Source organism: Nocardiopsis sp. iso_237 (assembly GCF_056173345.1).
The window spans coordinates 3,982,269-4,000,289 of sequence record NZ_CM149669.1; the positions used below are offsets into that span (position 1 = coordinate 3,982,269).

General features: G+C 70.9%; 13 protein-coding genes. 4 read left to right on the forward strand and 9 right to left on the reverse strand.

Annotated elements, in window-relative coordinates; all coding sequences use genetic code 11:
• The first annotated feature begins 173 nt into the window (after positions 1-173).
• Entirely contained in the window at positions 174-911 is a 738-nt protein-coding gene (locus AC0VYM_RS18260) for an SDR family NAD(P)-dependent oxidoreductase (RefSeq protein WP_475453748.1), read from the forward strand.
• 227 nt (positions 912-1,138) lie between these two features.
• Positions 1,139-2,533, forward strand: a complete 1,395-nt coding sequence (locus AC0VYM_RS18265; RefSeq protein ID WP_475453751.1) for a hypothetical protein — start codon at positions 1,139-1,141, stop codon at positions 2,531-2,533.
• A 7-nt stretch (positions 2,534-2,540) separates the two neighbouring features.
• Here the strand turns inward: AC0VYM_RS18265 and AC0VYM_RS18270 are convergent, their stop codons facing one another.
• Positions 2,541-4,025, reverse strand: coding sequence for a sodium/glutamate symporter (locus AC0VYM_RS18270; RefSeq protein WP_475453754.1), 1,485 nt, complete (start codon positions 4,023-4,025; stop codon positions 2,541-2,543).
• A 405-nt stretch (positions 4,026-4,430) separates the two neighbouring features.
• On the reverse strand, positions 4,431-6,236 hold the full coding sequence (locus AC0VYM_RS18275) for a hypothetical protein (RefSeq protein ID WP_475453757.1): 1,806 nt from the start codon (positions 6,234-6,236) through the stop codon (positions 4,431-4,433).
• A gap of 261 nt (positions 6,237-6,497) precedes the next feature.
• Here AC0VYM_RS18275 and AC0VYM_RS18280 point away from each other — a divergent pair, with 261 nt between their 5' ends.
• Positions 6,498-7,832 carry a hypothetical protein gene (locus tag AC0VYM_RS18280; RefSeq protein WP_475453759.1) on the forward strand — a complete coding sequence of 445 codons (1,335 nt, stop codon included), beginning with the start codon at positions 6,498-6,500 and terminating at the stop codon, positions 7,830-7,832.
• A 15-nt stretch (positions 7,833-7,847) separates the two neighbouring features.
• On the opposite strand, the gene AC0VYM_RS18285 is transcribed toward AC0VYM_RS18280, so the two are convergent.
• The 3 genes from AC0VYM_RS18285 to AC0VYM_RS18295 all read right to left on the reverse strand — a co-directional run bounded on the left by AC0VYM_RS18285 (position 7,848) and on the right by AC0VYM_RS18295 (position 10,904).
• Positions 7,848-9,467 (reverse strand): hypothetical protein, encoded by a 1,620-nt coding sequence (locus AC0VYM_RS18285; protein WP_475453762.1) that lies wholly within the window; start codon positions 9,465-9,467, stop codon positions 7,848-7,850.
• A 97-nt stretch (positions 9,468-9,564) separates the two neighbouring features.
• Positions 9,565-9,978: a YchJ family protein gene (locus AC0VYM_RS18290; protein WP_475453765.1), complete on the reverse strand. Its 414-nt coding sequence runs from the start codon at positions 9,976-9,978 to the stop codon at positions 9,565-9,567.
• 326 nt (positions 9,979-10,304) lie between these two features.
• Entirely contained in the window at positions 10,305-10,904 is a 600-nt protein-coding gene (locus tag AC0VYM_RS18295; RefSeq protein ID WP_475453768.1) for a histidine phosphatase family protein, read from the reverse strand.
• 197 nt (positions 10,905-11,101) lie between these two features.
• Between AC0VYM_RS18295 and AC0VYM_RS18300 the strand changes: the two genes are divergently transcribed.
• Positions 11,102-11,833, forward strand: coding sequence for a class I SAM-dependent methyltransferase (locus AC0VYM_RS18300; protein WP_475453771.1), 732 nt, complete (start codon positions 11,102-11,104; stop codon positions 11,831-11,833).
• A gap of 58 nt (positions 11,834-11,891) precedes the next feature.
• On the opposite strand, the gene AC0VYM_RS18305 is transcribed toward AC0VYM_RS18300, so the two are convergent.
• From AC0VYM_RS18305 to AC0VYM_RS18320, 4 genes are all read right to left on the reverse strand, one after another.
• On the reverse strand, positions 11,892-13,676 hold the full coding sequence (locus AC0VYM_RS18305) for an ABC transporter ATP-binding protein (RefSeq protein WP_475453774.1): 1,785 nt from the start codon (positions 13,674-13,676) through the stop codon (positions 11,892-11,894).
• A gap of 68 nt (positions 13,677-13,744) precedes the next feature.
• Positions 13,745-14,758, reverse strand: a complete 1,014-nt coding sequence (locus AC0VYM_RS18310; protein ID WP_475453777.1) for an ABC transporter permease — start codon at positions 14,756-14,758, stop codon at positions 13,745-13,747.
• A 94-nt stretch (positions 14,759-14,852) separates the two neighbouring features.
• Positions 14,853-16,601: an ABC transporter substrate-binding protein gene (locus tag AC0VYM_RS18315; protein ID WP_475453780.1), complete on the reverse strand. Its 1,749-nt coding sequence runs from the start codon at positions 16,599-16,601 to the stop codon at positions 14,853-14,855.
• A gap of 97 nt (positions 16,602-16,698) precedes the next feature.
• On the reverse strand, positions 16,699-17,730 hold the full coding sequence (locus tag AC0VYM_RS18320; RefSeq protein WP_475453782.1) for an ABC transporter permease: 1,032 nt from the start codon (positions 17,728-17,730) through the stop codon (positions 16,699-16,701).
• Positions 17,731-18,021 lie beyond the last annotated feature (291 nt).

The window sequence follows — 18,021 nt, forward strand, 5'->3', positions numbered from 1 at the left end:
GGTACGCCACCCTTCCTCACCGGGCACGGACTCCGCCCGCACCCGTCGACGCTGAGAAGCGGCCGGTGGGCGTCTGGTTCTGCGGGACGGGTCCCCGAGGCGGGGCGGGTGGGAGGTCCTGGGTGCCGGAACGGTAGCCTCGGGACGCCGTACCGCCGTCGAAGGGTCACCTCATGAGTCGCAACGTGCTGGTCACCGGTGCCGCCAGGGGGATCGGGAGGGCGGTGGCGACCGCCTTCGCTGAGGGCGGTGACAGGGTCGCTGTGCACTACGGGTCGCGACGCGAGGAGGCCGAGGCCACCCTGGCGGGGCTGCCCGGGGAGGGGCACGTGCTGGTCGGGGCCGACCTGCGCGACACCGAGGCCGCGGCGGCACTGGTCGAGGAGGCGGTCGAGCTCCTGGGCGGTGTGGACGTGCTGGTCAACAACGCCGCCGTCAACCTCCCGCACCCGGTCGCGGACACCTCCTTCGAGGAGTGGCGGCGGGTCTGGCGCACCACCGTGGACGTCAACGTGTTCGGGGCCGCCGACCTCTCCTTCCTGGTCGCGCGGCACATGATCGACCGGGGCCACGGCGGGCACATCGTCAACGTCGGTTCACGCGGTGCTTTCAAGGGCGAGCCGGACCACCCCGCGTACGGCGCCAGCAAGGCCGCGCTGCACGCGCTCGGCCAGTCGCTCGCGGTCGCCCTGGCACCGCACGGCATCACGGTGGCCTCGGTGGCCCCCGGGTTCGTGGAGACCGAACGGGTCTCCTCGCGCCTCACGGACGGGGTCCGGGCGCAGAGCCCGTTCGGCCGGGTGGCCGCGCCGGAGGAGATCGCCTCGGCCGTGCGCTACCTGGCCTCACCCGAGGCGGTCTGGTCCTCGGGGACGGTCCTGGACGTCAACGGCGCCTCCCACCTGCGTTGAACCACGAATCCACGCTGTGGTTTCCGGAATTCCAGTGCGTGCAATCTCGGACAGGTCGTTAACGGAACCCGAGACCGGGTTTTTCTGCCAGCCTTCCCGGTTTGTCCCCCACCCGGGAACCCCTTTCGGCTGCGCTCTGCCCACGATGTCCTCGAAACCACTCCACAGCCCCCGCTCCCGCTGTAAAAGTGAGAGAAACTCAGAGCAAGGAGAAGTCGGGGGCACAGATGTCATCCCACCATCCGGAGGCGCCGTCACGGCGCCGGTTCGCGGCCCGTCCGGTGTCCCTCATCCCCACCGAGGCGCTCGCCCACAGAGCCCTGTCCAGCCCCCTGTTGCGCTCCGCCGTCGACCTCGCCCGCTGGTGCGGGCCGGTCACCCCCGTGGACGTGGACGGCATGCCGGACCCGGACGACGTGCGTGCGGCGGTCGAGAGGTTCGGGCTGTGGCCGCGCGCCCTGGGCCGGGACCCGGAGCGGCGCGCGGCCTGGGCCGAGGGGATCACCTCAGCGACCCAGGCCGAGGAGTTCCTGGAGGCCTGGCGCACCGCCCAGCACCTGGGCATGATCGAGTGTGAGACCGGCCAGGCCCGCCCCACCCCGGAACTGGAGCGCTGGCTCGCCTCCCCCGGCAGGGTGCTGCGGTGGTGGACCCTGGCCTTCCACTCGTGCGTCGAACAGGCCCTGCGCGGCATCGCCGGGCTCGAACCCCACACCACGCTGGCGCGCCTGTACGAGTCCCCCAACGGCGCGCGCGTGCCCCTGCGCCTGGTCACCCAGGAGCTCCTGCCCGCCCGTGAGGCCCACTACCTTCCGGCCCGCTGCCCCGCCTGGAACACGGTCCGGCTGACCCGGGCGCTGTGGCGGCTCAGCGACACCGGAGCGATCTCCCTGGGATGGCACGTCCCCCGCTCCGAAGGCGCCGGAGCGCACGCACCCCGCGCGGCGCCGTCCTGGGTGCAGCTCACCGACCTCGGCCGGTTCGGGATCCGACAGATCCTCCTGGCCCAGGAGCAGTCCGCTCCCCTGACCGAGGAGTTCATCCGGCTCGACGCGGACGAGTTCCTGGACGCCCTGGCCGACTTCTCCCCCGACGGCCAGCTCGTCGCCCTCACCGCGTGGCTGGATGCCCGCTCCCCCGAACAGGCGCTACGGGAGATCGTCGCCGTCTCCTCCGGGCCCGGGCTGGCCCTGCGCCGGTGGAACGCCACCATGGCGCTGGGCACCATCAGCTCTCGGGTGGAGCCCCAGCTGTACGCCCTGCTCCGCAGCGACGACCCGACCCTGGCCGGTCTGGCCTCGGTGGTCCTGCTCGCCTCACGCATGCTCTCCGAGCCGGAGCGGGCGAGGCTGACCGCCCAGTTCGGCCACTGGACCGCCATCGACATGTTCGCGGCGGCCACCTGTCTGGGCGAGACCGGACTGAAGTCGTTCCTGGTCTCCGAGGCGGCCGAGGGCATCGACCGCTTCCTGCTCAACGACGTCGCCCGGCTCTGGCGGCCCGAGCACCCGGACACGCGTTCGGTCCTGCGGCTGCTGGGGCAGCACCACCCGGACCCGTCGATCGCGGCCAGGGCGCGGGCCGCCTCGGCCCACGCCCCGCCCCGGACCGAGGGACCCTGATCCGGTCCTACGGGACCGGGACCCGCTCCTGGCCCTGTTCCGCCCGCTGCTCCTCCTTGCGGCGCCTGCGCCGCAGGACGACCAGGCCGAAGAAGAGCGAGGCGACCATCGTCGCGGCCATGATGGCCAGGAATCCCCAGGGACCCACCAGCGGACTGACGATCAGCGGGATCGCGGCCGCGGTGACCAGACCGCCGCCGAAGAACGGCTCGAACACCAGCTGCTTGTAACCGAACGCCGGGTAGGCGGGCGTCCTCGCCTCGGGGTCGACCACGCGCATGAGCACCATGCCGGTGGCGGTGACGCCCAGGGACTGGCCGAACTCACCGATGCCGCGCTCGAACCAGTAGTTCGGCATGATCCTCGGCGCGAGGAACAGGAAGGCGAACAGGCACCAGAGGACACCCGCGACGGACAGGATCGCGAACGCGGCGATGTTGTCGGCGATGGCCTGGAGCGACAGGGTGGCCATGGCGGCGATGACCAGCACGTCCAGCGACAGGCCCTGGATGCGCTCCACGGACTGCTCGTCGACGATGTCGTTGCGGTCGAACCGGTCGATGAACAGCTGCACGATGATGCCGCCGATCATCGCCAGCGGGAACAGCGGCACGTAGGCCATGATCTCGATGCTGTCGGCCCACACGGCCTGCTCGACCCACTGGAGGGCGGACAGGATGAGCTGGCCGATGATCACCGCGAGGGCCACCAGGCCGAAGTGCAGGGTCAGCGGGTCCATGGACGAGGGGTGGACCGTCATCATCGAACCGGGGGTGCGCTTCTCGCGCTCGACCAGGCCGGCCTGCTCGCGGTCGGTCCCCTTGCTGTCGGAGCTGATCACGCTGGTCTTGCCGCGGCGGGCACCCCAGTTGATCAGGATGATGCCGATGATGACGCCGGAGAGCAGTCCCACGGTGGCCATGCCCAGCGCCAGGTCCTGGCCCTCGGCCCAGCCGACCTGCTGGAAGGTGTCGCCCAGGCCCGCCGCGGTGCCGTGCCCGCCGAGGAAGCCGATCTCGATCAGCGCGCCCGAGATCACCGGGACGCCGAAGAACGGAGCCAGGACCAGCAGGGCGAGCAGCAGACCGATGACGTACTGACCGCTGGCCACGGTGATGCCGAAGGACAGGTTCGGTCCGGCCAGGTCGATCGCCTCACGCATCTTCGGCATGCGTTTGCCCAGGAAGAGACTGGCGAAGACCACCGAGATGAGGAGACCGGGCAGCGAGGACCACACGGACATGATGTCGACGCCGAAGAGACCGCCCTCGGCCGCGCGCTCCGCGAACCCGACGGCGATGCCCTGGTCGGCCAGCAGCCCCATGGCCCGGCCGAAGAGGTCGGGGCCGAGCAGCAGCGCGATACCGCCGCCGATGATCGAGCTCGGCAGGTACAGCTTCTGGGTCAGCTTCCACCGGACGCGGACGAGCTTGGAGAGCAGAAGCAGCACCCCCAGAAGGAGCAGTGCCAGACCTACGGTGTTAGGGGACATATCTACCTCTCAGTACGGTCCCGTGGGGCGTGCGGGGGCACAACAGACGTGCCTCAGAGCGCACGGAACCCGTAAGAGGGCACACGGACGCACGGGGGCTGTGGCTGGGTGGTGGATCGCGAACGAAAGTGACCCGAATTACGCGAACGCAGAGGGAATCCTACACACGGTCACGAAGGCTCCGAGACAGCCCTCAACCAGCTGGACCAGCACTGTTACCAGGCAGTAATCTTCGGCCCGGAACGCTCCATTCCCTACAGGAAACGGGGGGAACTCGGAAAACACCGTGGTTGGCCCGTTCACGCACCGTCAACCTCCCGTCCACCCCACGCCGGGGCCGCCGCGCCCTACCCGATGCGCCCGGACTCCACACACGGTCACCACCCGTGATCTCGGTGAGGATGATCATGCTCCCTCCGTGCCCGCGTCCCTTCCGTACCACCCCGCCCCGAAGAGCTCCCGGGCCGCCTCGCGCAACTCCCGGTGCCGCCTCTCCTCCGGTCCGACCAGACCACACCCTCCCGTATCCGCAGGTCCGAACCCTGACGGACCTCCCCCCAGCCCCTGGCGGACCGCCGCCACCGTCCCCGGACCCCCGTGCGGCCAGGCCTCCCACCGGCCCCGGCAGTGCCGGGACAGCGCCCGGCCCACCTCGGTGGTCGCACCGCCGAAGACCGCCCCCAGCACCTCCGCCTCACGCAGCGCACGCAGCACCCGGCCCGCCGTGTCGGGTGCGGCCTCCACCGACGGCTGGTGCCAGGTGACCGCCGAGACCAGCCACCGCGCCCCCGTACGGGGTTCCCGCCCCTCGGCCCGTTCGGCCAGCAGCCGCTCGCCCACCACCCCGGTGCTGGTCCCCCAGGGGAGGTCGTTGAGCGCGCAGGCCAGGGCCCAGCGCGTCCGGGCCCGACCGGACCGCACCCGGGAGAGGGCCGCGCCCTCCGGCGTCGGCCACCACAGCGCGGCGTCCTCCGTTCCCGCCCAGGCCTCCGCCAGCGCGGCGAGTCGGGTCTCCGTGTCGAGGCCCCGCCAGGCCCCCGCCTGATCGGACGGCACGACCCGGCCCAGGTGAACGGTGAGGAGTCCCAGGACCGCACCGGACTCCAACCAGAGCCTGGCCAGGTCCTCGTCGCCTCCGGCGATCCGGGTGAGGCGCCGTCTCTCCTGCTTCATGAGCAGGCCGTCCCCGCGCAGCCTGGGCGGGCGATCGGTGACCGCGTCCAGGAGCCGCGCGTCCGCTCCCGCCAGGGTCGCGAGGGCGCGTCGTGCGCCCTCGGCCACGTCGGTGGCGCCACCGGGCGTCACCTGGTCCACCGGAACCCCCACCACCGGCTGCGGCGCGGGCTCGAACGGCCAGGGGTGGGCGCCCCGGACCGCCACCGCCACCTCCTTCGGCATCACGAGCCCGTCACCGGGGTGGTCCGGGGGCAGCAGCAGACCGTGCTCGAACATCCAGTCCAGGTCCGGGTCGCCGGTCCCCTCCGCCGGGACGTGGAGCGGCTCTCCCCCGGGCCTGGTGAGGAAGGCCCGCGCCTCCGTCCCGAGGAAGGCGTGGCCGAGCAGAAGGTGGGCGACGTCGTGCCGCGCGGCGCGGCAGAGCTCCAGCACGCGTTCCGGTGCGCCCAGGACCGCCTCGATCCCGCCGGTCAGGGTGCCCCGGCCCTCGGTGGGGTCCAGGCCCAGGGTCAGGGCGATCCGGCGGACCCCGGCCAGGTCGAGCTCGCCCAGTCCGGCCCGGACCGGGGGCGGCACACGCGGCAGGCCGAACTGCTCGAAGGCGTCGTCGGGGAGGTGGTAGCCGCCCCGGCCGTCCGGCCACAGCAGCGCCAGGCCCACGAGGTCGGTGACGGTCTCCTCCGCGCGGACCCGTGCCAGGCCGGGGCGGTCGGCGTCCACCCTCGCCAGCAGCGTCTCGTGGTCCACCGGGCCCGGCACACTCTCCCGGGCCGACCCCCCGCCTCCCGGGGAGGCGCCCAGGCGTTCGCGGTCCTCCACCGCGCCGACCGCCGCGTAGAGCACCTGGTGGTGGGCGAGTGTCAGCCGCTCGAAGGCCCGCGGGCGGTAGGCCAGGATCGGTAGCAGGTGGAGGAGGGTCTGCGGAGTGGCCCGGGCGTACCGCACCACCCCCTCCGCCAGGGTGGCGAGGAGGTCCGCGACCCGTTCGTCGGTCATCGATCGGACATGCGACTCCAGCGCCGCGCGACGGTCCATCCCCCCAGCCTAGACATCCCGTGTCCTCGACACCGGACCCGAACGCCGTTCTGTGGACGACCGGCTCCCGGGTTCGTACCGATCTGCGCGAAACCGCCCCGCCGCCCCTCGCCGGGGCGGTACAAGAGGGGTTCACGAAGACCTGCGGAACACTCCCCCCGGACCAAGGTCCGCAGACGAACACCCGAAGAGAAACCGGGAGCGGACATGCCCTCTCATGACCCGTCGAACCCGGAGCACCCACCCCTCGCCGCAAGGCCCGTGTCACTGCTCCCCTACGACGCACTCGCCCGATTGGCGCTGGACTCCCCACTGCTGTGCGACGCCCTCAGCCTGGCCCGGTGGAGCGCCCCGGGCACCCCGGTGACACGGCACGGAGTGCCCGGCATCGACGACGCCCGGACCGCCATCACCCGGTTCGCGCTCTGGCCGCCCGACCTCCCCAGCCTCGTCACCGAACGCGCCACCTGGCTGGGCGGCCTCCACTCGGTGGCCGAGGTCGCCCACTTCGTCGTCCCCTGGTCCGCCGCCCTGCGCCTCGGTCTGGTGGAGATCGACGACGCGCGGGCCCGCCCCGCCCCGGGGCTCGAACACCGGGTCCGCGACCCCGAACAGGTCCTGGGCTGGTGGTTCCAGGAGTTCGAGCACACCATCGAGCACGCCCGGGGCGACCTCGCGCCCACGGACCCGCCCGTCCCCGGCACCACCGGCCCCGACCTGCTCCCCGGAGTGCTGCGCCACCTCTACGAGGCCCCGGACGGCGCCCGCCCGGACCTGGACACGCTGGCACGCGAGGCGCTGCTGTCCCCGGCGCCGCCCCCGTCCAGAGCCACCGACCTGTTGTTGCACGTCCTGTGGCAGCTCTCCGACACCGGGGCGGTCGCCCTGGACCACCGCCCCACCCACGCCTCGGGGCCGGACGGCCACGGTCACTGCACCGTCGAACTGACCGCGCTGGGGCGTTACGGGGTCCGTCGGCTCCTGCTGGAGGTGGGCATCCACGCCCCGCTGGTGGACACCCTCGCGGAGGCCGGCGCGGCGCGCTTCCTCGACGCGCTCTCCGTGCTGCCGGTCGAGGAGCGGCTGGCCGAGGCGGGGCCGTGGGTGGACCGGCGCGGCCCCGCCGAGGCGCTGCGGCAGATCAGCGAGGTCGTCTCCGGCCCCGGTGTGGCCCTGCGCCGCTGGGTGGGCACCCAGGTCCTCAACACCACCAGTTCCGACCTGGAGCCCGAGCTGCGTTCCCTGCTGTACTCACCGCGCCCCGCCGTGGCGAGCATGGCGGCGGTGGTACTGCTCTCCTCGGGGATGCTCACCCAGCGCGGTATCGACCGGCTCCTGGGTGAGCACGGGCCGTGGGTGGTGATCGACGTGATCGCGGCGGCGATGACCCCCGACAACGCGGACCTCCCGGAGTTCCTTTCCGCACGGGGCGCCCCGGACGTGGAGCGGACCGTGCTGGAGGACCCCGATCCGGTCCGGCTGCGAGCCCACCCGGACACCCTCCCCGTCCTGGACGCGCTGGCCCGTCACCACCCCGACCCGGACACCGCCGCCCGGGCGGGCGACCTGGCCCGGCGCCTGCGCGACCAGCGCTGACCGCCGGGCCCCACCTCAGCCCTGACGCACCAGAGAGTCGATGAGCGGCGCGAACTCCTCGTCGGAGGTGTGCAGGGTCACCGACCTGCTCTCGTGGTCGAGGTCCATCCCGACCGGACGCAGGTCGAGCGGATCTCCCTGTGCGCGGCCCCGTGACCCCGGGTGCCACCAGTACAGCTGCGGGCTGATCGGCTTCTCCGCGTCGTCGACGAACCGCTGGGCGAGCTGCCCCAGGTGGTCCATCCCCGCGATCGGGTGCCCTTGGCCGAGCGGGTGGGCGAGGATCACCTCGGGTACGGGGAACGCCACCAGGAGGCCGTGCGGCGCCTCACCCACGAACCGGTCCAACGCGTGCGCCTGGGCCGCCACGTAGGGGTGCCGGGCGCCGAGGTGCACGATCCGCGCCCCGCTCAGCTCGTGTTCGCTCACCTCCACGGGCTCCTCCAGAGCACTGGCGACCGCCTCGGTGAAGACCTCTCCCTCGTGGCGCCCGGACTCCTCGTGGGTCACGCGCGACAGCGGCTGGAGTGACTCCGGACTGTCGATGACCACCGTCTGCCACAGACCCGGCGCGATCTCCCGCGCCACCAACTGCTCCAGCACCCCCTCGGGGAAGGCGGTGGCGTGGTAGAGCCGAACCCGCAGTCGGCCCGAGGACGGGGAGCTGACCGCCTGGTTGTTCCGTGCGGCCCGGGCGAACTGTTCGACCGCGGCGCGGGCGAACGCGGAGGCGTGCTGGTCGATCTGCTCGGGGGTGGAACCCTCCACTCCGGAGCGGAACGATCCGATGTCGGTGCTGATGCTCGGCCCGTCGGGGAGCTGGACGACCAGGGTGTTCAGTCCCTGGAAGGAGGCCTGCGCCCCGACCTCCCGGAAGGCGTCCCGGAGCGCGGCCACCACCACGCCGCCCTCGGCGGTCAGAGCACCCAGGAAGCCCTGATCGCGGGCGCTGTCCACCAGGTGCTCCACGACCCTGGCGGCGATCCGCGGCCGGGCCTCGGCGGAGCTGACCGCCGCACGTTCGAAGGTCTCGCGCAGGTCGCTGTCCTGGAGCGGGCCGATCCCGGGCACGTCCAGGCTCGTGCTGGTGGGCGGCGCGTACCGCCCTGTCAGCCCCGCCTCCGCGTAGGCGGCGACGAGGTCGGTGCCGAAGTCCGCGTACAGCCGGTCGAGCTCCTCCGGCCGGGTCCGCTCCAGCTGCGCGGCCCACCACCGCGGGAGCGTCTCCTCACCGCGCGGGTAGCGGCGCAGTTCCTGGAGGTAGGCCACGGGCGCGACGTCGGCGGGGATGTCGAGTTCGGTGTCGTGGTTGTACTCGGCCCGGAACCTCCCCGGGGCCTCCAGCGAGACGGTCATGGAGAGCCAGGTGCCCTTCCCCTCCTGGTGGAGGAGGTCCTTCAGGGCCAGGGCTCCCTCCCTTGCCTCGGTGGGAGCGGGGAGTTCCAGGACCGTGCCGTCGGCGGAGGTCGCGGTCACGTCCTCGTGGGGATATCCCCCCACCTGCCAGAACTCGTACGTGGCGGTCCGCCAGTCCTCCGGCATGATCGCGGCCAGGCTTCGGGCGACGGACTCGAGTGTGCGGGCCTGGCGCTCCGGGTCGGGGGCGCCGGTGGCTTCGGGGGTGTGGGACGACATGTCGGGCTCCGCTCGGTCGGGAGGTGTGCGCGGTTCCTTCCTACCGTCTCGCACCGACGCCCCGTGTCCGCCCGGTCACGGGCCCGGAACACGGGCCCTACAGGGCGTCGACGTAGACCCACGCGCCCCCGTGGCGCAGGAACCGGCTCCGCTCGTGCAGCCGCGCGGTCTGTCCGCCCTCCCGGTAGTGGGCGCGGAACTCGACCGTCCCCTCGTTGTGGAAGGGGGTGCCCTCCCCGGTGGAGAGGATCTCCAGCCGGACCCACTCGGTGGCCGGATCCAGTCCGACGTCGGCCGGGCGGGTGTCCGGGTGCCAGGATCGGAGCAGGTAGGCCTCGTCACCGACGGCGAAGGCGCTGTACCGCGAGCGCATCAGGTCCTCGGCGGTGGCCGCCGCGGTGGAACCGTCGTGCAGTCTTCCGCAGCACTGGCCGTACGTCCTCGTCCTGCCGCAGGGACAGGGGCGGTCGGCGGTCGGGGACGGCTGGTGACGTGGGGCGCGCTTCGACATCCCTCCATTGTGGCGGCTATCCGGGACCTGCGCGGACCCGGCGGCGGGCGTCCGCGCCGGGAGAGGGTCCGACACGGGCGACCGGCCGGGCGGGGGCGTGTGTCCGACGAACACTCCCTACGGCCCGGGGTGGTTGGGGTGGCGAGGGTCGGGGGGCGGGAGCGAGCGGGGCGGGGGTCCGTCATCGGGAGCGGGGCGTGGACGAGGGATCGGGAGTACGTTTCCTGTTCGCGCTTCGATGTCCATCCACGGGAACCGTACCCAGAACACCGGTGCGCATAAAACCCGAAATCACCTTTTCCTCGCGCCCGATCCTTTTCCGGTGATCAATCCGATGGTTCCCAGGAACGGTTCCAGGAGGTCAGCACGGGGCGCCCGTGTTCCGTTCCGAGTGTGCTGACCGAACCGGTGTCGAGTCGGAACAGCGCTCCGCCCGAAGGCGGCAGTCCCAACCTCCTGGCGGTGAGTACGCGCAGGAGGTGACTGTGGGCCACCAGGGCCACGTCGCCTCGTTCCAGCGCGCGGGAGAGGTGGTCGAGCACGCGGTCGGCCCGCGCCCCCACCTGTTCCGGGTTCTCTCCGGGGAACCCCTCGGCGCCCGAGGGCACCCCGTCGGTCCACAGGTTCCAGTCGGGCCGCTCCCGGTGGATCTCGCGGGTGGTGATCCCCTCGTAGGCCCCGTAGTCCCACTCCACGAGATCGGAGTGGGTCTCGGCGCCGCCGAGTCCGGCGAGTTCGGCGGTGCGCACGGCCCGGCCGAGGGGGCTCGTGAGCACGAGCGCGAACCGCCGGTCCGCCAGCATCGGACGCACCGACCGCGCCTGCCGCTCGCCCTCCTCGGTCAGTGGCAGGTCGGTGCGGCCGGTGTGCCGACCCACCCTGCTCCACTCGGTCTGTCCGTGCCTGACCAACACCAGTGCGCCCATCCGGGCTTCCTGCCCGGTACACGGTCAGCGCATTCTCCCGCACACGAAAAGCCTCGGCGGACCGGTTCCAGGAAAGCATCATAAACCCGAACAAAGAATGACCTCTCCTTCCCAAAGGGGCGGTCACCTGGCGCGAAGATAGGATTCGAGTCGATTCACCAGCACGAACGCAGGCCACCCCCAGGAGGAAAAGAGAAATGCCCACCGTTGACTGGAATCGCCGGACCTGGGGCGGCACGCACTCGTGGGAGCGGGACGGAGACGAATGGGCCCACATGGCGGCGTACTGCGGCCAGCCCTACGAGGAGTGGAAGGCCGGACTGGTCGAAGAACTGCTCGTCCCGGGGGCGTCCCGGGGCACCGCCCTGGAGGTCGGCCCGGGACACGGCCGCTGGACCGAGCACCTCCTGGAGCGGTCCTCCGGTGTCTGGATCGTGGACGTCAACGAGAGCTGTCTGGACCGTTGCCGTGAGCGGTTCGCCGACCGCGACGGCCTGAACGTCCACCACACCCCCGGGTACTCGATGGAGCCGGTTCCGGACGCGTCCGTGGCGTTCGTGTGGTCCTTCGACGTCTTCGTCCACCTGGAGCCGGACGTGATCGTCGGCTATCTCGGGGAGGCCGCCCGGGTCATGGAACCGGGGGCGACCGCGGTGATCCATCACGCGGGCAAGCCCGACTGGTCTCTGCGGCTGGCCCCGGTGAACCGCCGCGCGGGCCGCCCCGGCAGGATCGCCCAACGGTGGCTGAGCCAGCGCCGGTGGCGCGACGACGGCAACCGCTCGGACGTCTCACCCGAGGCCTTCGCCCGCTGGGCCCGGGAGGCGGGGCTGGAGGTCACCGGACAGCGCACCTCGTGGGGCCCGGACGGCCGGTACACCGTCGACAAGTACCGCGACTGCGTCACCGAACTCCGCAAGCCCTCCTAGAACACGGGGCCCCGGCCACTGTCCTCCAGCGGCCGGGGCCCCGTCACAGCGGCAGCGGTCAGGCCGCGGCGTCGGCCGCGCGCCTGGCGACGCGCTCCGCCCGCAGGTCGCGGGCCTCGTCGGGGTCCAGAACGGGGGCGGCGGTGAGCAGCTGCCTGGTGTAGTCGCTCTGCGGGTTCTCGTAGACGGAGTCGCTGTCACCCATCTCGACGATCTCGCCCTTGCGCATGACCGCGACGCGGTCGCTGACCTGGCGCACGACGGCCAGGTCGTGGGCGACGAAGATGTAGGTGAGGCCGAAGTCGTCCTGGAGTTCCGAGAGCAGGCGCAGCACCTGGTCCTGGGTGGACACGTCCAGCGCCGAGACCGGCTCGTCGCAGATGATGAGCTTGGGCTTGAGGATCAGCGCACGGGCGATGGCGATGCGCTGGCGCTGACCGCCGGAGAACGCGTGCGGGAACCGGTTGTAGTGGTTGGGCTCCAGGCCCACCCGCTCCAGCAGCTCCTGGACCTGGGAACGGATCTTCCTGCCGTCCCGCTCTCCCTGGACCCGCAGCGCGGTACCGATGCTCTCACCGATGGTCAGACGCGGGTTCAGCGAGGAGTAGGGGTTCTGGAACACCATCTGCACGTCACGGCGGAGCGGACGCAGTCCCCGCTCGGACATGTGCGTGATGTCCCGGCCCTCGAACTCCACCGTGCCCTCGGTGGGCTCCAGCAGCCGCATGACCATCCTGGAGAGCGTGCTCTTCCCGGAACCGGACTCCCCCACGACGCCGAGGGTCTCACCCTTGTACAGGTCGAAGCTGACGCCCTTGACCGCCCAGAAGTCGGTCGCCTTGCCCCACATGCCACCGCGCACCTTGAAGCGCTGGGCCACGTCCTGCACCCGGAGCAGCGGCTCGCCCTCGGTCGAGGCCGGGACGAAGGCCTCGAAGCCACCCGGTTCGGTGACGGTGCCCTCGCGCTTCTCCCGCTCCACGCGGTCGGCGCGGTCCTGGGCGCGGCGCTCGGCCCGCGACATCTCCACCCGCGGCACGGCGGCCAGCAGCGCCTGCGTGTAGGGGTGCTCGGGGGCCGACAGCACCCGGCGCACGTCACCGCGCTCCACGGCCTGGCCGTGCCGCATGACCACCACCTCGTCCACGGAACCGGCGACGACGGCGAGGTCGTGGGAGACCAGGATCAGCGCCATGTTGAGGTCGCGGCGCAGCTCGTCCAGCAGGTCGAGGATGCGCGCCTGCACGGTGACGTCCAACGCGGTGGTCGGCTCGTCCGCGAGCAGCACCTTCGGGTCGCACATCAGACCCATCGCGATGACCACGCGCTGGCGCATACCGCCGGAGAACTCGTGCGGGTAGGAGTTGATCCGCTTGGCGGGCTCGGGGATACCGACCCGCTCCAGCGCCTCCACCGCGCGCTGCCGCGCGGCCGCCTTGCCCGCCTTGGGGTGGTGCACCAGGTAGGCCTCGACCAGCTGGTTGCCGATCGTGTACTGCGGGTGCAGCGACTGCATCGGGTCCTGGAAGACCATCGCGATGTCGTTGCCGCGCATGGAGCGCAGCTTCTTGTCGCTCGCGGTCACCACGTCCTGCCCGGCCACCTCGATGGCCCCGGTGATCCGGGCGCGGCTGCCCCGGTGCAGGCCCATCAGCGCCAGCGAGGTCACGCTCTTGCCGGAACCCGACTCACCCACGATGCCCAGCGCGCCACCGGCGGGCACCTCGAAGGAGAGACCCTTCACCGCGTGGACGTCGCCGTCCATCGTCGGGAAGGTCACCCGCAGGTCATCCACGCGCACGACTGCGTCAGAGGCAGCCGATGCCGGTCCGGTCGAGGCCATGTCACATTTCCTTCAGTAGAGCTGGTCTGGAGTCAGCGCTCGGCGCGCTGGGGCGTGTGCGGCGCGCCCTACCCGGCGATGCGCACCCGGGGGTCGACGACCGGGTAGAGGAGGTCGACGATCAGGTTGCAGACGACGATGAACACCGCGCCCATGAGCGTGACGCCCAGGACGACGGGCAGGTCCTTGGCCACGATCGAGGTGATCGCGTAGGCACCCACACCGTTGAGGGAGAACACCGTCTCGGTGAGGATCGCGCCGCCCAGGACCATGCCGATGTCCAGACCCAGGATGGTGACGATGGGAGTCAGGGTGGGACGCAGGGCGTGCTTGAAGATCACCTTGCGCTCGCTCAGGCCCTTGGCCCGGGCGGTGCGGATGTAGTCCTCGTTGAGGGTCTCCAGCATGCCCGCGCGCGTCTGCCGCGCGTACTGGGCGGCGTGCAGGAACGCCAGCGTCACCCAGGGAAGGAACATGACCTGGAACCAGGCCACCGGGTTCTCGGTGAACGGCACGTAGCGCGAGACCGGGAACAGGCCCCACTCGTGCACCAGGAAGGCGAGGGCGAGCAGACCGGTGAAGTAGATGGGCAGGGAGACGCCGATGAGGGCGACGCCCATGGCCAGGCGGTCGAAGATGCTGCCCTTCTTGACAGCGGAGAGCACACCGACGGCCACACCGCCGACGACCCAGATCACCGCGGCACCGAGGCCGAGGGACAGGGTGACGGGGAGCCGGTCCAGGAGCTGCGGCAGCACCGGCGAGTTCGTGGTGAAGGAGTAGCCGAGGCACGGGGCCGCGCACTCGACCGTCTCACGGCCGAAGGTGAACTCCTGGCCGAACAGCAGCGTGCGGATGAAGTCGATGAACTGGACCGCGACGGGCTGGTCGAGGCCAAGGCGCTCCACGGTGGCGTCGAGCGCCTCCGGAGTGGGCGCCTTGCCCACGTACATCGCCGCCATGCCGTGCGGGGTGACGCCCGCCCACCTGGGGAGGACGTAGAAGATCCAGAAGGTCACCGCCGTGACGACGGCGAGAAGCAAGAGACCCGCACCAAGGCGGCGGAGAACATAATTCAGCATCGCGGTCGGCGGCGGGGACACCCGAGGGATCGCCTCGGGCTCCCCGCCGCTTTCACCTGCCTTCTCGTACTAGTTCAGGCTGGTAGTTCGGGACCTAGCCCCGGTCGACGCCCAGCGCCATGAAGTCGTACATCATGTACGCGGGGTGGTAGTAGGCGTTGGTCAGCTCGTCGGAGCGGTAGATCAGCGTCTTGTCGAAGACCACCGGCAGAATGGCGGCGTTCTCCATCACGAGGGTGTCGATCTTGGAGTAGAGCTCGGCGCGCTCCTCCGGGTCCTCGGTCTTGAGGGCGTCGTCCCAGAGACCGTTGATCTCGGGGTCGTCGAGCTCGGAGGTGTTGAAGTTACCGGTCTCCATGATCGCGTCGCCGTGCGTGATCTTGGAGGCGAAGCCGTAGCCGCTCGGCCAGTCCGGGCCCCAGCCCGAGACGCTCAGGCCGATGTTGTTCTCACGGACGTAGTCCTGCGAACCGGCGTACTGACCGAAGAAGTCCCCGGACGGGAACGACTTGATCTCGACGTCGATGCCGACGCGGGAGAGCGACTGCTGGAGCGCCTCGGCGGTCTGGACGTCCTTCTCGCGCTCGGTGCGGACCGCGATGTTGGTCTTGAAGCCGTCCGACTCGCCGCACTCGTCGAGCTTCTCCTGGGCCTTGTCCAGGTCACCCTTGTGGTCCTCGGACGGGTACAGGTCCGACTCGACGTCGGAGCCCGGGATGGCCGGGGGGAGCAGGCTGGTGGCGCGGTCGCCACCGGTCGCGCCGCCCCAGGCGCGCCACATGCTGTCGCGGTCGGCGGCGTACATGATCGCCTGGCGGCAGGCCACGTCCTCGATGATCGGGAGGTGGATGTTCACGTAGCGCAGGGCGCCGGAGTACGGGTTGTCCAGGTTGCCCTGGGCGGCCTCGTCGTCGAGCAGGCGGGCGTTCATCGCCGGGCCCACGCCGGTGCCGGCGAGGTCCACGTCGAGCTCACCGCTGAGCAGGCGCTCGTCGATCTCGTCCTGGGAGACGCCGATCTCGACCTCGATGCGGTCGGGCAGGGCCTGACGGACGGGGTCGGTGTCGCCGTCCCAGTGCTCGTTGCGCTCCAGGTTGAGCTTGACGCCGGGCTCGTACTGGCCGTCGAACTTGTACGGACCGGAGGAGACGACCTTCTCCTGGTACAGGGCCTCGCGGTCGGCCTCGATCGGCACCGGGGCGGTCTGCGGCTGGGTCAGCACGTTCGGGAACTCGGCGAACGAGTCCTTGAGGTGGAAGACCAGGGTGTGGTCGTCCGGGGTCTCGATGGAGTCGAAGCCCGCGAGCGGGTCGTCACCGTTGTCGTAGACGTTGTGGTCGTCCTGGTCCAGGTGGGCCTTGAAGTACTGCGGGCCCTCGGTGAACACGCCGCCGTTGAAGTTGGAGCGGGCGATGCCGTACTTGATGTCCTGGGCCGTGATCTCAGTACCGTCCTCGTACTTGAGGCCCTCCTGGATCTTGACGGTCCACTCGGTGAAGTCGTCGTTCGGCTCCGGCAGGTCCGCCGCCATGTCGGGGATCAGGTCCGTGGCCTTGTCGCCCGGCTCGGGGTTGAAGGCGAGGAGCGTACGGGCGTAGTAACGGGAGAAGTTCCAGTTGAACGCGTAGTACGTGTTGCCCGGGTCGGTGGAGTCGAAGTCCGCGGCGAGCGCGTACTTGAGCGTGCCTCCGGCCTTGTCCGAGGCGTTGACGACCTCGGTGGAGCCGAGGTCGAAGCTGCCGGCCGAGTCGGAGCCGCCGCCGGTGGCGGCGCCGCCGCAGGCGGACAGGAAGAGGGACGCCGCCGCGCCGAGCGCGACGAATCCGAGGGTGCGCTTCATCAAGGAAGTACCTCTCTGAACCTGGTGTGGGGATGGTCGGACGATGGGTTGACCGCTGTCCGTGCGGGGCGGGAGACGGGCCTCCCCGCGCGGGCTCGGGTCAGTCCGAGGTCCGGGGATCGAAGGCGTCGCGCAGGCCGTCACCGAAGAGGTTGAACGCCAGGACGGTGATGAAGATGGCCAGACCGGGGAAGATGATGAAGTAGGGCGCCGTCTGGTAGAAGGGCACCGCTTCGGAGAGCATCTTGCCCCAGCTCGGCGTGGGCGGGTTGATGCCGACGCCAAGGAAGCTCAGGGCCGCCTCGAACAGGATGTTCGTGGGGATCAGGAGCGTGGAGTAGACGATGATCGGCGTGACCAGGTTCGGCAGGATCTCCTTGAGGAGGATGTGCCGGTTGCTGGCGCCGAGGCTCTTGGCCGCCTCGACGAACTCGCGCTCGCGCAGGGCGAGTGTCTGTCCGCGGACGATGCGGGCGATGTAGGGCCAGTTGAAGAACCCGATGATGAAGACGATGACGCCGATTCTCAGCCCGTTGCCGGTCAGGCCGAGGACGCCGTCGGGGATGACGCCGACGAGGGCGATCGCGAACAGCATCAGCGGGAAGGCCAGGAAGATGTCCATGGCGCGGCTGATGAGGGTGTCGACCCAGCCGCCCATGTAGCCGGCGATGATGCCGAGCAGGGTGCCCAGGGCGACACAGACCAGCGTGGCCAGGAACGCGACCAGCAGGGAGATCTGGGCACCGTAGAGGATGCGGCTGAACAGGTCGCGACCGGTCGTGGGCTCGACGCCCAGCAGGTGGTCGGAGCTGATGCCGCCCCAGCGGTCGATGCCCGCGTCCGGGTTCTCGGGGTCGAGGTAGGGGACGCGACGGCTCGGGTCGATCAGGTCCTGGTGGAACTGGGTGGGCGGGTGCCCGAACAGCTTGACCAGGAAGGGCGCGAAGATCGCGGCCAGGATGAGCAGGACCACGACCAGGCCGGAGACCATGGCGACCTTGTCGCGGCGCAGTCGTTGCCAGGCGATCTGCCTCAGGGACCGATTGTCGGCGTCGCTGCGACCCGAGGCCGTCGCGCCGGGTTCCGAGTCGACCGGCTCGGCCGACTCAGGGGCATGCGAGGGCGCGCTCATCAGGCCACCACTCTCCACTCATACGCTTCTGGCCGAGGGGACTGATCCCACGCGTGAGCCACTTGGGGGGTGACCCTTCCGGGTCTCACGGTGGGGCCTGCCGGTTCTCGACTCTGGCTGGCGTGGGCGTTGGACCGACGGGGCGAGAGGGTGGCCCGTCTCGTCGGTACTGGCACGCGACGTGCCCGACCGTTGAGAGGTTGGGCACAATCACGGACCTTTCCGCCCGGGATGTTACACAGCGACCAATTTACTCGCCCTTTGAGTGCATGTCGTCCAAAGTCTGCCTGT